Genomic DNA, 13,330 nt, shown 5'->3' on the forward strand with positions numbered 1-13,330 from the left:
GCCCCTTGGGTCAGCCCCGGGGGTCAGCCTTGCCGCGGCACCTGCAGCAGCAGCCGCGCGCCCAAGGCCCAGGCCAGCACCACCAGCACCGCCACCGCGCTGCCGTGCCAGATGAGCACCATCAGCATGGCGTCCAGGTGGTGGAACAGGCTCAGCCCGGCCGAGGCGAGGGAGGCCGAGGCCAGCCCGCCCAGCAGCAGCACCGGCAGGGGCCGCACCGGCCCGGCATGCCGCAGCAGCAGCAGCAGCGCGACGGTCAGCGGCGTGCCGGTGCCGAGGATGAATTTCAGGCAGCCCCAGCTGGTGTCCATGGCCATCGCCTCCGGCCCGATGCGGTGGACATCGGCGAAGGTCCCCCAGCCCAGCGCCGCCAGCCACAGCAGCAGCGGCCCCACCGGCAGCAGGGCCCAGGCGCCGGGCCGGTCCGGCCGGGCCAGCAGGGCGGCGGCGAAGGCGGCGGCGATGCCGGTGGCGACGGAGGCGAGGAACTGCCCGACATCCCACATGATCGCCATGCGGTCATGGATGTCGTGCCGCAGGCCATAGACGGCGACGGCACAGCCGATCACCAGCAGGGCAAGCAGCAGCCATTGCAGGGCCTGCAGCGCCGGCGGCGGCATCGGCCGCACCGGGCGGAGGTCGGCGGCCAGGCGGCCGATCAGCTCCTCGCTGCGCATCTAGCGCCCCCCCATGCGGGAGGATGGCCGCGGGCGCGGCAAGGCGCACCGGGGCACGCCCGGCGAGCCCGGCGGGCCCGGCCGGGCCGATGCCGGGAAGGTCGGGCCGCGTCCTGCAGCCATGCCCTACTCCTCCGCCCCGAGCCGCTTGCGCAGCGCCTTCACCGCCCGATGCGTCGCCACCTTCAGCGCGCCGACCGACATGCCGGACCGTGCGCTCGCCTCGGCCAGCGGCAGGTCCTGCAGCTTGGCGAGCGCCAGCGCCGTGCGCTGGGCGGGCGGCAGGTCGGCCACGGCGGCGCGCAACTCCGCCGCGGCGACCCTGGCCTCCCCCTCATTCGCCATCGGCGCGGCCAGGGTTTCGCCGAATTCGTCGATCGGCGTCTCCCGCCCCTGGCGGCGGCCATGGCGGCGGAGGCGGTCCACCGCCCGCCGCTCGGCGATCGCGGCCAGCCAGGGGCGCAGCGGCCGGCCCGGCTCATAGCTTGCCCGCAACTGGTGCAGGGTCAGCAGGGCATCCTGCACGGCATCCTCCGCTTCGGCCGCATGGGCGATGCGGCGGCGGACCACGGCGCGCAGGAAGGGCAGGATGGCGCGCAGCAGCCGGTCATAGGCGCGCTGGTCGCCCGCCTGGGCCGCGACCATCCACGCCTCCCACTCTCCGCCATCGCGGTCTCCGGCCATGCGGCGCCCGGGTCCCCTCTGCCCGGGCGAAGCCTATACAGGGGTTGTCCGGGCGACGACAGGCGGGGGCCAGGGCCCGTCGCCGATCCGCCCCAGGGTCCCAACCCGATCAGCGCGTAGCGTCGGCGAGCCGAAGCCGGCTAGGTCTGGGGACGCAGGCACCGACCGGAGACGAGCGTGGACGAGCAGGCGATCTGGGCGCTGGAGCAACGGTTCTGGCTGGAGGGCGCCTCGGTCTACGACGACCTGCTCGACCCCGCCTGCCTCATGGCATTCCCCGGCTTGGGCGTGATGCGCGCGGCGGATGTCCTCGAAAGCCTGACGCAGGCCCCGCGTTGGGCGTCGGTCACCATGACCGACCGCTCGGTGGGCCGGGCGGGAGACGCGGTCCTGGTGCTCGGTTACACGGCCGAGGGCAAGCGTGACGGCGCAGGGCCGTACCGCTGCTTCTGCACATCCACCTATCGTGCCGATGACGGCCGCTGGACGCTGGTGCAGCATCAGCAGACCATGGCTGACTGACGCTGGTGGCCCGCGCCTCCGTTTCGCCCCCACCCCAGCGTCGCGCCGGAACTGGTTGAGTTTGGAGCCTAGGCCGCGGGCTGCCGCAGCACCGCCCTTTGCGTCGCCGGCGCGGCGCGCCAGGCGAAGGCGCCGGGGCCGAGCCCCGCCTGCGCCAGCAGCGCCACCATCCAGAAGGCCGGGTATTCCCAGCCGCCCAGCGGCCGCGTGTAGAGCCAGCCATTGGGGAATTGGTGCCAGACGATGCCGGCCATCAGCCCGGCCATGGCCAGCGCCACCCAGCGCGTCTGCCAGCCGAGGATGAGCAGCAGGCCGCCCGCCGCCTCCATGAGGGTCACGAACCAGCCGAACCAGGCGGGATAGCCATGGCCGATGAACCAGGGGATGACATGCGTGGTCATCCCGGCGGTGATGGTCTTCCACAGGATGGCATGCGCCAGGAACAGCACGCCCATGGCGATGCGCAGCAGGGCGGCGGCATAGGGGGCGGTGGCGGGCATCAGCGGAAGGCCGCCAGCCCGGTGCGGTCCGGGGCAGCGCCCGCCGCGGCCCCGGCACCGCGCAGCGCAGCCCCGGCCGGCGACCCGTCCGCCACCGCCGCATGGCGGTCGGGCCGCGCCGCCATCCGCGCCAGGTCCGCCCAGGCCTGCGGCGGCAACAGGGCCAGCGTCCGGAACCCGCCTTCGCCATCGGGGTGCAGGATGGCGGCGGCGCCCTGCGGTTCCGGCGGCGGGCCGCCGGCGGCGATCAGGTGGTAGGAATGCCCGACCAGGATCAGGTTGCCCGCCTCGGATGCCGGCGCCGCCCGGGCGATCAGGTCGCGCAGCGCCTGGCCCATCGCCCGGTGCGCGGCGGCATCCACATGCCGCGGCAGCGCCAGCGCCATCTCCGGCGCGCCGTCCCCGAAGGCCAGCGCCGCGGTTTCCAGCGTGCGGCAATAGGGGCTGGCGAGGACGCGGCCGACCGGCACCGCCAGGGCCCGCATCGCCTCGCCGATGGCGCGGGCCTGGGCGCGCCCCGCCTCGGTCAGGTTGCGCTGCGTGGCGCAGTCGCCCAGCACGGCCTGGCCCTGGTCCGGATGCGGCGGCCCCGTCTCCGCATGGCGGAGGAAGACGACGAGGCCGCCGGCGCGCAGCGCCTGCAGCCAGTCGGCCGGCGAGGCCGCGGCCGGAAGGGCGAGCAGGGCCAGCAGCAGGCCCGGAAGGATACGGTTCCGCATGGCGCCGATCTGGCCGCGCGCCATGCCGGGTTCAAGGCAAAACAAGTCGTGAATTCAGGTGTTTATCCACCAACACCTGAATAGGATTAACACCTGTTCATGCGTTGGTGGAACGCAAGGGTCAGCCGGTGACCAGGGCCGGCCGCTTTGCCCGCCAGGGATGCGCCGCCTCATAGGCATGGCCGGCGCGGAACAGCGTCGGCTCGGCGAAGGGCTTGCCGATGAGCTGCATGGCCACCGGCAGCCCGCCGGCGCCGAAGCCGGTGCAGAGCGTGAGGCCGGGCCAGCCCGTGACGTTGAAGGGAATGGTGAAGTTCAGCCGCTCGAGGAAGCCCCATTTCGGCACGTCCTCGAACCGCGCCGCCTCCCCGGGCTGGGCGGCGGTGAGCAGGATGTCCACGTCCTGCGTCGCCGCCACCGTCGCGGCGATCAGCTCCCGCCGCTTCTTCTGCGCCGCCATGTAGTCGGCCGCCGAGAGCATCCCACCCAGCGCCAGGCGGTCGCGCATCAGCTCCCCGTACAGCATGGGGTCGCGGCGCATCCATTCCTCGTGCACCGCGAAGGATTCGGTCAGCAGGATCAGCCAGCCGCAGGCGTTGAACTCGGCCAGCGACGGCAGGGTGACGTCGCGGACCTCGGCGCCTTCCTGGCGGAAGAACGCGGCGGCGGCATCGATCCCGGCGAGGGTGGCGGGGCTGACCGGCGCATCGGTCTCGTGGAAGTGGCGGATGACGCCGATGCGCAGGCCCTTCACGCCCTGGCCGAGCTCGGCGGAGAAGTCCGGCACCGGGCGGTTGGCGCTGGCCGGGTCGGCGGGGTCGTGGCCGGCCATGGCCTGCAGCAGCAGGGCACAGTCCTCCACCGTCCAGGCCATCGGCCCCGTGTGGTCGAGCGACTGCGCCAGCGGCAGCACGCCGGCGCGGGAACAGAGGCCATAGGTCGGCTTGATGCCGGCGATGCCGCAGAGCGCGGCCGGGCCGCGGATGGACCCGCCGGTGTCGGAGCCCGTGCCGCCGAGGATCATGCCGGCAGCGACCGCGGCGCCGGTGCCGCTGGACGACCCGGCCGGGAAATGCGCCGGGTTCCAGGGGTTGCGGGCGGGCGGCCAGGGCAGGTCGAAGCTCGGCCCGCCGAAGGCGAATTCATGCGTCGCCAGCTTGCCGAGCATGACCACGCCGGCCTCGGCCAGCAGGCGGACGGTGGTCGCATCCTCCTGCGGGACATGGTCCTTCAGCACCCTGGAATGCGCCGTCGTCGGGATGCCGGCGGTGCAGTAGATGTCCTTGTGCGCGAAGGGGATGCCGTCGAGCGGGCCGCGCGATTCGCCCTTCATCACGCGCGCCTCGGCCGCCTTCGCCTGGGCGCGGGCGCCCGCGGCTTCCAGCCGGATGAAGGCGTTCAGCGTGCCGTCGAGCGCCTCGACGCGGGCCAGGCAGGCCTCGGTCAGCTCCACCGGTGAAAGCTGCTTCGCGGCGATGGCACGAGCGGCGCCGGCGATGGTCGGGATCATCGGCCAGGCTCCGCCGAGAAGGTGGTGGCCGGCTCGGCCTCGGGCGGCGGGGCAGGGCTGCGGACGAGCTTCTGCCAGGCTTCCACGCCGCCCCAGACGGCATGCAGCGTCGCCTTCTGCGCCGGAGTCAGCGGCAGGCCGGCGCGCGCGACCAGCGCATCGAACTGGGCCTCGGTGGTCTCGGGCGGCATCGCTCTCTCTCCCCCAGCCATGGATGGCGGCGGAGTATGCGGGGTTTCCCGGTTGCGGGAAGCGCATGCGGCGGCGGCAGGCGCGGTGCTGACGCCGCGCGCTGCCCGCGGCGCAGGCAGCCAGCGCCAGGGTTGCCGGATGCGGCGGCAGTCACGGTGCCGCGCGACCGTTGCGCGCCCCGCGAAGGCAGGGCAAGCTTTCGGCAGGAAACGGATGCGCGCCGGGCGAACCGGCCGCGCGGCATCGGCTGCGCAAGCGCCGGGCGGGAGGAATTCGGACATGAAGCTTGGCGAAGCCATCGCGGAGATCATGCGGCGCGAGGGCGTCGAGATCCTTTGCGGCTATCCGGTCAACCACCTGATCGAATTCGCCGCGGCGCGCGACATCCGCCCCGTCATGGTGCGGCAGGAACGCATCGGGCTGCACATGGCGGATGCGATCAGCCGCGTGACCAGCGGCCGCAAGATCGGCGCCTTCTGCATGCAGCACGGCCCGGGCAGCGAGAACGCCTATGGCGGCGTCGCCCAGGCCTATGGCGAGAGCGTGCCGGTGCTGGTGGTGCCGCAGGGCTACCCGCAGCGGATCGCGCATATCGACCCGAACTACAACTCCTCCGAGGCGATGCGCCATGTGGTGAAGTCGGCCGAGCCGGTCGTCGTCGCCGCCGAGATCCAGAACATCATGCGCCGCGCCTTCACCAGGCTGCGCAATGGCCGCGGCGGGCCGGTGCTGGTGGAGGTGCCGACCGACCTGTGGAATGCCGAGGTCGGCGAGATCGACTATGCGCCGGTGATCGCCACGCGCTACGGCCCCGACCCGGCCGAGGTGAAGCGCGCCGCGGCGCTGCTGGCCGGCGCCAAGCGGCCGGTGATCTATGCCGGCACCGGCGTGCATTGGGCGCGGGCCTGGGACCAGCTGGCGAAGCTTTCGGCGCTGCTGGCGGCGCCGGTCTGCACCAGCCTGGGCGGGAAGTCCGCCTTCAACGAGGAGCATCCGCTGAGCCTGGGCGCCGCCGGCGTCGCCATGGGCAAGCACATGCGCGTCTTCCTCGACAAGGCGGATGTGATCATCGGCATCGGCTGTTCCTTCACCGAGACCAATTTCGGCGCGAAGATGCCGAAGGGGCCGAAATACATCCACGCCACGCTCGACCCGATGCACCTGAACAAGGATGTGCGGGCGGATATCGGCCTGATCGGCGATGCCGGCCTGACCATGGATGCGCTGCTGGCCGAGCTTGAGGCGCTGGTGGCGTCGCCGCGCGACCCGGCGCCGGTGGCGGCCGAGATCCAGTCGGTGCGGGAGCCCTGGCTGGCCGAGTGGATGCCGAAGCTGACCAGCAAGGACGCGCCGCTGAACCCCTATCGCGTGCTGTGGGATCTGCAGCACACGGTGGACAAGGACAACACCATCATCACGCATGACGCCGGCAGCCCGCGCGACCAGATCTCGCCCTTCTGGAAGAGCACGACCCCGCTGTCCTATCTCGGCTGGGGCAAGACCACGCAGCTGGGCTACGGGCTGGGCCTGGCGATGGGGGCCAAGCTGGCGGCACCCGAGAAGCTCTGCATCAATGTCTGGGGCGATGCCGCCATCGGTTTCACCGGCATGGATTTCGAGACCTGCGTGCGCGAGCGCATCCCGATCATGTCCGTGCTGCTGAACAATTTCTCCATGGCGATCGAGCTGAAGGTGATGCCGGTCAGCACCGAGAAGTACCGCAGCACCGACATCTCCGGCGACTATGCGGCGATGGCGCGCGCCTTCGGCGGCCATGGCGAACGGGTGACCGACCCGTCCGAGATCGTGCCGGCGATCCGCCGCGGCATCGAGAAGACGCAGGCCGGCATCCCGGTGCTGCTGGAGTTCATCACGAGCAAAGAGACACAGGTCTCCCGGCAATAAACTCGAGGGTTCCAAGGGCCCTTCGGCCCTTGGCGGAGGGAGCGCGAGGGAGGCAGAGCCTCCCTCGCTTGTCTTGGCAGGAGTCCGCATGGCCACGGTGACCATCAACAACGTCCGCAAGGCCTTTGGCCCGGTGGAGGTGCTGCACGGCGTCAGCGTGGACATCGCGGATGGCGAGTTCGTGGTCCTGGTCGGGCCATCCGGCTGCGGCAAGTCCACCCTGCTGCGGATGCTGGCGGGGCTGGAGAACATCACCTCCGGCGAGATCGCCATCGGCGGCCGCGTGGTGAACAACGTCCCGCCGAAAGACCGGGACATCGCCATGGTGTTCCAGAACTACGCGCTGTATCCGCACATGACGGTGCGGCAGAACATGGCCTTCTCCATGAAGTTGGCCAAGGCGCCCAAGGATGCGATGGATGCCGAGGTCCGGCGCGCCGCCGGCATCCTCGGCCTGGAGCCCTTCCTCGACCGCTTTCCCCGCCAACTCTCGGGCGGCCAGCGGCAGCGCGTCGCCATGGGCCGCGCCATCGTCCGGCACCCGCAGGTCTTCCTGTTCGACGAGCCGCTGTCCAACCTGGACGCCAAATTGCGCGTGCAGATGCGGGCCGAGATCAAGGAGCTGCACCAGCGGCTGAAGGTGACGACCGTCTATGTCACCCACGACCAGATCGAGGCCATGACCATGGCCGACAAGATCGTGGTGATGAACGGCGGCAATGTGGAGCAGGCCGGCCCGCCGCTGGAACTGTATGACCGCCCGGCGAACCTGTTCGTCGCCGGCTTCATCGGCAGCCCGGCGATGAACCTGCTGAAGGGCCGCCCCGGCAATGGCGGGTTCGAGGCGGAGGGCGGCGGCGTGCTGCCGATGCCGCCGCGGGCGAATGGCCATGCCGGCGTCTACGGCATCCGGCCCGAGCATTTCCGGCTGGACCCGAACGGGCTGCGCGCCCGCGTGCAGCTCGTCGAGCCGACGGGGTCGGAGACGCAGGTGCTGATGCGCCTGGGCGAGACGACGCTGACCGGCGCCTTCCGCGAACGCGTCTCGGCCGGCCCGGGCGACATCATCGGCATCGCGCCGGACCTGGACCTGGTCCACCTCTTCGACGGCGAGACGGGCCGGCGCGTGACCGCCTGACCCAAGGGGGAACGACACCACGATGCATGTGATCACGAGACGCGAGGCGCTGACGCTGGCCGGCGCCGCCCTGGCGGCAAGTGCGGCCGCGCGGCAGGCGGCGGCGCAGATCCCCGCGGCCGAGGCCTCGCTCAACCTGCCGGTCGAGAGCGGCGCGACCCTGCGCATCCTGCGCCCGGCCCGCTTCGTCGAGCCGGACGAGGTGCTGTTCCGCGAGAACACCGCGCGCTTCCAGCAGCAGACCGGCGTGCAGGTCCGCGTCGACTTCGTGGGATGGGAGGATATCCGCGCCCAGACCGCCGTCACCGCCAATACCGGCAGCGGGCCGGACGTGGTGCTGGGCTGGGCCGAGGACCCGCACATCTTCGTCGACAAGCTGGTCGAGCTGACCGACGTCGCGGAATATCTTGGCAAGCGCTATGGCGGCTGGAAATTCCTCGGCGAGAAGTTCGGCAAGCGGAACGGCACCAACAACTGGATCGGCATTCCCTTCGGCGGCACCTCCGGCCCCGTGGTGTACCGGGAGAGCGCGGTGCGGGAAGCCGGCTACAGCGGCATCCCGACCGAGCACGACAAGTTCCTCGACCTCTGCCGCAAGCTGCGCGCCGCCAACAAGCCGGCCGGCTTCACCCTGGGCAATGCCGTCGGCGACGGCAACGGCTATGCCAACTGGCTGGTCTGGTCGCATGGCGGCTTCCTGGTCGATGAGGCCGGGAAGGTCGCCATCAACAGCAAGCAGACGGTGGAGGCGCTGAAATACGCCGCCGAGCTGCAGAAGACCTTCCCGCCCGGCACCCTGTCCTGGAGCGACGTCTCCAACAACCGGGCCTATGCGGCGAACGAGTGCTTCCTGACGCAGAACGGCGTCTCGCTGTATTTCGCGCTGAAGAACGACCCGGCGACGGCGGCGATCGCCGCCGACACCAACCATGCGCCGATGCCGGCCGGCCTCGTCGGGTCCGCCCCGCAATCGGCGCTGACCATCAACGCCATGCTGTTCCGCCACAGCCGCTTCCCCAACGCGGCCAAGGCCTATCTGGCCTTCATGATGGAGCGGGAGCAGTACGACCCCTGGCTGCAGAAATGCCTGGGCTACTGGGCGCATCCGCTGAACGCCTACGACCGCAGCGCGGTCTGGAACAGCGACCCCAAGCTGGCGGTGTTCAAGGACAGCATGAACAACCGCTTCTGGAATGGCTGGAAGGGCCCGATCAACCAGGCCGCCGCCGCCGCCACCGCGGAATATGTCATGGTGCAGATGTGCGCCGCCGTCGCATCCGGCCAGCAGACGCCGGAAGCCGCGGCGCGCGAGGCCGACCGGCGCGCCCGCCGCTACTACCGCGGCACGTGAGGCGGGACAGATCGCGGCAGGGCGAAGGCCCGGACGCGTAGATCTGCCCGGCAGGCAGGGTTCGCGGGGCCGCCGGCGACGGCGGCCCCCACCAGATCAGGGAGGAAGGCTGCCCATGTCCGCAACGGCCACCGCGGCCTGGAAGAATGTCCGCCAGGAACCAAGCTGGCTGGTCCGGCTGTTCGACTGGAAGCCGTTGCTCGTCTTCCTCTGCCTGCTGCCGGCGGTCGGGCTGCTGCTGGTCTTCCTGACCTATCCGCTCGGCTTGGGCATCTGGCTGGCCTTCACCGACACCATGATTGGCCGCGGCGGATCCTGGGTCGGCCTCGAGAATTTCGAATACCTGGCGGAAGACCCGGTGTTCTGGAACGCGGTCTTCTACAGCGTGTTCTACACCGCCGTCGCCACGGTCGGGAAATTCGCGCTCGGCCTCTGGCTGGCGCTGCTGCTGAACCAGCACCTGCCGTTCAAGTCGCTGATCCGCGCCATCGTCCTGCTGCCCTGGATCACGCCCACGGTGCTGTCGGCGATCGCCTTCTGGTGGATCTACGACCCGCAGTTCAGCATCGTCTCCTACATCGTCGTCGACGTGCTGGGGCTGCGGACCACCTATTTCGACTTCCTGGGCTCCGCTTGGCCGGCGCGCTACTCGCTGATCGCGGCCAATATCTGGCGTGGCATCCCCTTCGTCGCGATCTGCCTGCTGGCCGGGCTGCAGACCATAAGCCCCAGCCTCTACGAAGCGGCGCTGCTGGACGGCGCCACGGCCTGGCAGCGCTTCACCCAGATCACCGTGCCGCTGCTGATGCCGATCCTGGCGATCGTCATGACCTTCAGCATCATCTTCACCTTCACCGACTTCCAGCTGGTCTACGCCATCACCCGCGGCGGGCCGGTGAACTCCACCCATCTCATGGCCACGCTGGCCTTCCAGCGCGGCATTCCCGGCGGGCAGCTGGCGGAAGGCGCGGCCATCGCGGTGGCGATGATCCCCTTCCTCGTCTTCGCCACGCTGTTCACCTATTTCGGCATGGCGCGGCGCAAGTGGCAGCAGGGGGAAGGCAATGACTGAAGCGACCGCCGCCGCATCCGACGGGCCGGAAGCGCGCGCCGCCCTGGCGCCGGAGCTGATGACCTGGGACAGCAAGGCGCGCCGGGTGGTGACGCTCTATGTCCCGCTCGCCTGCTTCCTCATCATCCTGCTGTTCCCGTTCTACTGGATGGCCGTGACGGCCTTCAAGCCGAACGCCGAGCTGTACGACTACAAGCAGTACAACCCGTTCTGGATCAGCAGCCCGACCATCGCCCACATCAAGCACCTGCTGTTCAACACCAGCTACCCGCGCTGGCTTTGGACGACGATGCTGGTGGCCATCGCCTCCACCTTCCTGTCGCTGTTCGCCAGCGTGCTGGCGGCCTATGCGATCCAGCGGCTGCGCTTCAAGGGCAGCCAGTATGTCGGGCTGGGGATCTACCTGGCCTACCTCGTGCCGCCCAGCATCCTGTTCATCCCGCTGGCGACCATGGTCTTCCGCCTGGGCCTGTTCGACACGCCCTTCGCGCTGATCCTGACCTACCCGACCTTCCTGGTGCCCTTCTGCACCTGGCTGCTGATCGGCTACTTCAAGTCGATCCCCTATGAGCTGGAGGAATGCGCGCTGATCGACGGCGCGACGCGGCTGCAGATCCTGACGCAGATCACCCTGCCGCTGGCCGTGCCCGGGCTGATCAGCGCCGGCATCTTCAGCTTCACCCTGTCCTGGAACGAGTTCATCTACGCCCTCGCCTTTATCCAGAGCAGCGAGAGCAAGACGGTGCCGGTGGCGATCCTGACGGAGCTCGTCTCGGGCGACGTGTACCAGTGGGGGGCGCTGATGGCGGGATCGCTGCTGGGAAGCCTGCCCGTGGCGATCTTCTACAGCTTCTTCGTGGACTACTACGTGTCGTCGCTGACGGGAGCTGTGAAGGAGTAAGCGAGGGCCTGCCCTCGCCCAGCCGCCGGGGCCTCGGGCGAGGCCCCGGACCCCGGCCCGGATCAGAGCTTGCGCTGCAGGCCGGCCACGTAGCCGCGGTTGTAGGTCGGCGTCAGCCAGACCTCGTTCATCGTCACGCCTGGCGGCAGCGTCGCCACATACAGCAGCAGGTCGGCGCAGTGCTCCGGCTGCAGCATCCGGTCCAGGTCCTCCTGGCTCAGCGGATTGGGGCGCTTCTTCAGGATCTCGGTGTTCACCTCGCCCGGGCAGAAGGCCGTGCTGCGGATGCCGTTGACGCATTCCTCCATGTTGATCGTGTGGCTCATCGCCACCACGCCGTGCTTGGCCGCGTTGTAGCCGGCGCCGCTCATCACGCCGACATTGCGCCCGGCCATGCTGGCGGTGTGGATCATCACCCCACCGCCCTGCTTCCGCATCACCGGCAGCACCGCCCGCGCGACATAGAAGGCCGAGGAGAGGTTGCCCTGGATCAGCTGGTCGATCCCCTCCGGCGTCAGGTTGTCCCAGCGCCGCTCCGTCACGTTCAGCCCGGCATTGCTCACCAGCACGTCGAGGCGGCCATGCGCCGCGGCGATCGCATCTGCCACGCGCTGCACGTCCCTCGCCTGCATCAGGTCGGCCGGCTGCACCTCGGCCTTGCCGCCCTTGCCGCGGATGCGCTCCGCCACCTGCTCCAGCCGGTCGCGCCGGCGCCCGGTCAGGATCACCATGGCGCCCTCGGCGCCGAAGCGCTCCGCCACCGCCTCCCCGATCCCGCTGCCCGCGCCCGTCACCCAGGCGATCCTGCCGTCCAGCCTGCCCATGGCATCCTCCCCGTCTCAGGCCGCCACGCTAACGCCGCCGCGCCGGCTTGTGGATAGCCGGGCGGCATGGTTCGATCCGGGACAAGCGGATCGCTCGGGCGCGATGGCGCGCCGTGATGCGACGCCGCGCCGAAGACCATGGGACGGGAACGGAGGACCGGATGAAGATCGCCCGGGTCGAGACGCTGCGCGCCGATGCCGGCTGGCGGCTCTTCTCCTTCCTGAAGGTCACCACCGATGACGGGCTGGTCGGCTGGTCCGAATTCAGCGAGAGCTTCGGCTCCGCCGGCCTCGCATCGGTGATCGAGGCGCTGACGCCGCTGATCATCGGCCGCGATCCCTGCCGGTGGGAGGAGGTGACGGCCTGGCTGCAGGTGATGACGCGGCAGTCGCGCGGCGGGCTGAACCAGCAGGCCATCGCGGCGATCGAGAATGCGCTGCTCGACATCGCCGCCCGGGCCCGCGGCATCTCCGTCGCGGCGCTGTTCGGCGGCCCGATCCGGGAGCGGATCCCGGTCTACTGGTCGCATTTCGCCAGCTACCGCGTGCGCAACGCCGCCCATATGGGCGTGCCGCCCATCCGGACCCGCGCGGACGTCGCCCGCCATGCGGCGGAGGTGAAGGACCGTGGCTTTCGCGCGCTGAAGACCAACATCCTGGTGCCCGGCGCGGATGGCGCGCTGTTCCAGTACTCGCCGGGCTTCGGCCGCCATGCCGGCTGGCCGGAGCTGAACTGGGACAACAGGCTGTTGGCCGAGCTGAAGGCGCATCTCCGCAGCATCCGCGATGCGGTGGGGCCGGAGATGGGCATCCATCTCGACACCAATTTCCATTTCAAGACCGAGGGCTTCCAGCGCGTGGCCGAGGCGGTCGCGGCGTTCAACCTGACCTGGCTGGAGATCGACAGCCACGATCCCGCCGCGCTGGCCACCATCAAGCGCATGGCGCCCTGCCCCATCGCCTCGGCCGAGACCTTGCACGGCCGCCGCGAATTCCGTCCCTTCCTCGAACACTACGCCATGGATGTCGGCATCGTGGACGTCATCTGGAACGGGCTGGGCGAGAGCATGAAGATCGCCTCGCTCTGCGACGTCTATGAGGTGAACTGCGCGCCGCATAATTTCTACGGCAACCTGTGCAGCATGATCAGCGCGCAGTTCTCCGCCTGCATCCCGAATTTCCGGGTGATGGAGATCGACATCGACAGCGTGTCCTGGCGCGACGAGTTCACCCCGCCGCCGGTGATCGAGGATGGCGAGCTTGTGCTGCCCACCGGCCCCGGCTGGGGCGTCGAGGTCAACGAAGCGGCGATCCGCGCCCGCCCACCCCGCTAGA

The 13,330-nt window shown here is 70.2% G+C and carries 14 protein-coding genes; 7 read left to right on the forward strand and 7 right to left on the reverse strand.

Annotated elements, in window-relative coordinates:
- Positions 1-23: 23 nt before the first annotated feature.
- Both E2C05_RS07675 and E2C05_RS07680 read right to left on the reverse strand, forming a co-directional pair.
- Entirely contained in the window at positions 24-677 is a 654-nt protein-coding gene (locus E2C05_RS07675; protein ID WP_133219029.1) for an NrsF family protein, read from the reverse strand.
- Positions 678-803: 126 nt separating this feature from the next.
- Positions 804-1,322, reverse strand: coding sequence for a sigma-70 family RNA polymerase sigma factor (locus E2C05_RS07680; protein ID WP_240046643.1), 519 nt, complete (start codon positions 1,320-1,322; stop codon positions 804-806).
- A gap of 216 nt (positions 1,323-1,538) precedes the next feature.
- Here E2C05_RS07680 and E2C05_RS07685 point away from each other — a divergent pair, with 216 nt between their 5' ends.
- Positions 1,539-1,883, forward strand: a complete 345-nt coding sequence (locus E2C05_RS07685; RefSeq protein WP_133219031.1) for a nuclear transport factor 2 family protein — start codon at positions 1,539-1,541, stop codon at positions 1,881-1,883.
- 68 nt (positions 1,884-1,951) lie between these two features.
- On the opposite strand, the gene E2C05_RS07690 is transcribed toward E2C05_RS07685, so the two are convergent.
- The 4 genes from E2C05_RS07690 to E2C05_RS32865 form a co-directional block, all read right to left on the reverse strand.
- On the reverse strand, positions 1,952-2,383 hold the full coding sequence (locus E2C05_RS07690; protein ID WP_133219032.1) for a DoxX family protein: 432 nt from the start codon (positions 2,381-2,383) through the stop codon (positions 1,952-1,954).
- On the reverse strand, positions 2,383-3,126 hold the full coding sequence (locus tag E2C05_RS07695; protein ID WP_133219033.1) for a histidine phosphatase family protein: 744 nt from the start codon (positions 3,124-3,126) through the stop codon (positions 2,383-2,385). The genes E2C05_RS07690 and E2C05_RS07695 overlap by 1 nt, the downstream gene beginning before the upstream one ends.
- Positions 3,127-3,223: 97 nt before the next feature.
- Complete coding sequence (locus E2C05_RS07700; protein ID WP_158291998.1) at positions 3,224-4,612, reverse strand: amidase; 1,389 nt, start codon at positions 4,610-4,612, stop codon at positions 3,224-3,226.
- Positions 4,609-4,803, reverse strand: coding sequence for a hypothetical protein (locus tag E2C05_RS32865; protein WP_158291999.1), 195 nt, complete (start codon positions 4,801-4,803; stop codon positions 4,609-4,611). The genes E2C05_RS07700 and E2C05_RS32865 overlap by 4 nt, the downstream gene beginning before the upstream one ends.
- Before the next feature lie 214 nt (positions 4,804-5,017).
- On the opposite strand from E2C05_RS32865, the gene E2C05_RS07705 reads away from it, so the two are divergent.
- The 5 genes from E2C05_RS07705 to E2C05_RS07725 all read left to right on the forward strand — a co-directional run bounded on the left by E2C05_RS07705 (position 5,018) and on the right by E2C05_RS07725 (position 11,171).
- Complete coding sequence (locus E2C05_RS07705) at positions 5,018-6,709, forward strand: thiamine pyrophosphate-requiring protein (protein ID WP_133219035.1); 1,692 nt, start codon at positions 5,018-5,020, stop codon at positions 6,707-6,709.
- A gap of 88 nt (positions 6,710-6,797) precedes the next feature.
- Positions 6,798-7,847, forward strand: coding sequence for an ABC transporter ATP-binding protein (locus E2C05_RS07710; protein WP_133219036.1), 1,050 nt, complete (start codon positions 6,798-6,800; stop codon positions 7,845-7,847).
- A gap of 22 nt (positions 7,848-7,869) precedes the next feature.
- Positions 7,870-9,198, forward strand: a complete 1,329-nt coding sequence (locus E2C05_RS07715) for an ABC transporter substrate-binding protein (RefSeq protein WP_133219037.1) — start codon at positions 7,870-7,872, stop codon at positions 9,196-9,198.
- A 115-nt stretch (positions 9,199-9,313) separates the two neighbouring features.
- Complete coding sequence (locus E2C05_RS07720; protein ID WP_133219038.1) at positions 9,314-10,270, forward strand: carbohydrate ABC transporter permease; 957 nt, start codon at positions 9,314-9,316, stop codon at positions 10,268-10,270.
- Positions 10,263-11,171: a carbohydrate ABC transporter permease gene (locus tag E2C05_RS07725; protein WP_133219039.1), complete on the forward strand. Its 909-nt coding sequence runs from the start codon at positions 10,263-10,265 to the stop codon at positions 11,169-11,171. Before E2C05_RS07720 ends, E2C05_RS07725 begins: the two co-directional genes overlap by 8 nt.
- A 62-nt stretch (positions 11,172-11,233) precedes the next feature.
- On the opposite strand, the gene E2C05_RS07730 is transcribed toward E2C05_RS07725, so the two are convergent.
- A complete protein-coding gene (locus tag E2C05_RS07730) occupies positions 11,234-11,995 on the reverse strand; it encodes an SDR family oxidoreductase (protein WP_133219040.1) in 762 nt (253 codons plus the stop codon).
- A 161-nt stretch (positions 11,996-12,156) separates the two neighbouring features.
- Between E2C05_RS07730 and E2C05_RS07735 the strand changes: the two genes are divergently transcribed.
- Positions 12,157-13,329, forward strand: coding sequence for a mandelate racemase/muconate lactonizing enzyme family protein (locus E2C05_RS07735; protein ID WP_158292000.1), 1,173 nt, complete (start codon positions 12,157-12,159; stop codon positions 13,327-13,329).
- The last annotated feature ends 1 nt before the right edge of the window (position 13,330 follow it).

Source organism: Paracraurococcus ruber (assembly GCF_004353985.1).
GTDB classification, from domain to species: domain Bacteria; phylum Pseudomonadota; class Alphaproteobacteria; order Acetobacterales; family Acetobacteraceae; genus Paracraurococcus; species Paracraurococcus ruber.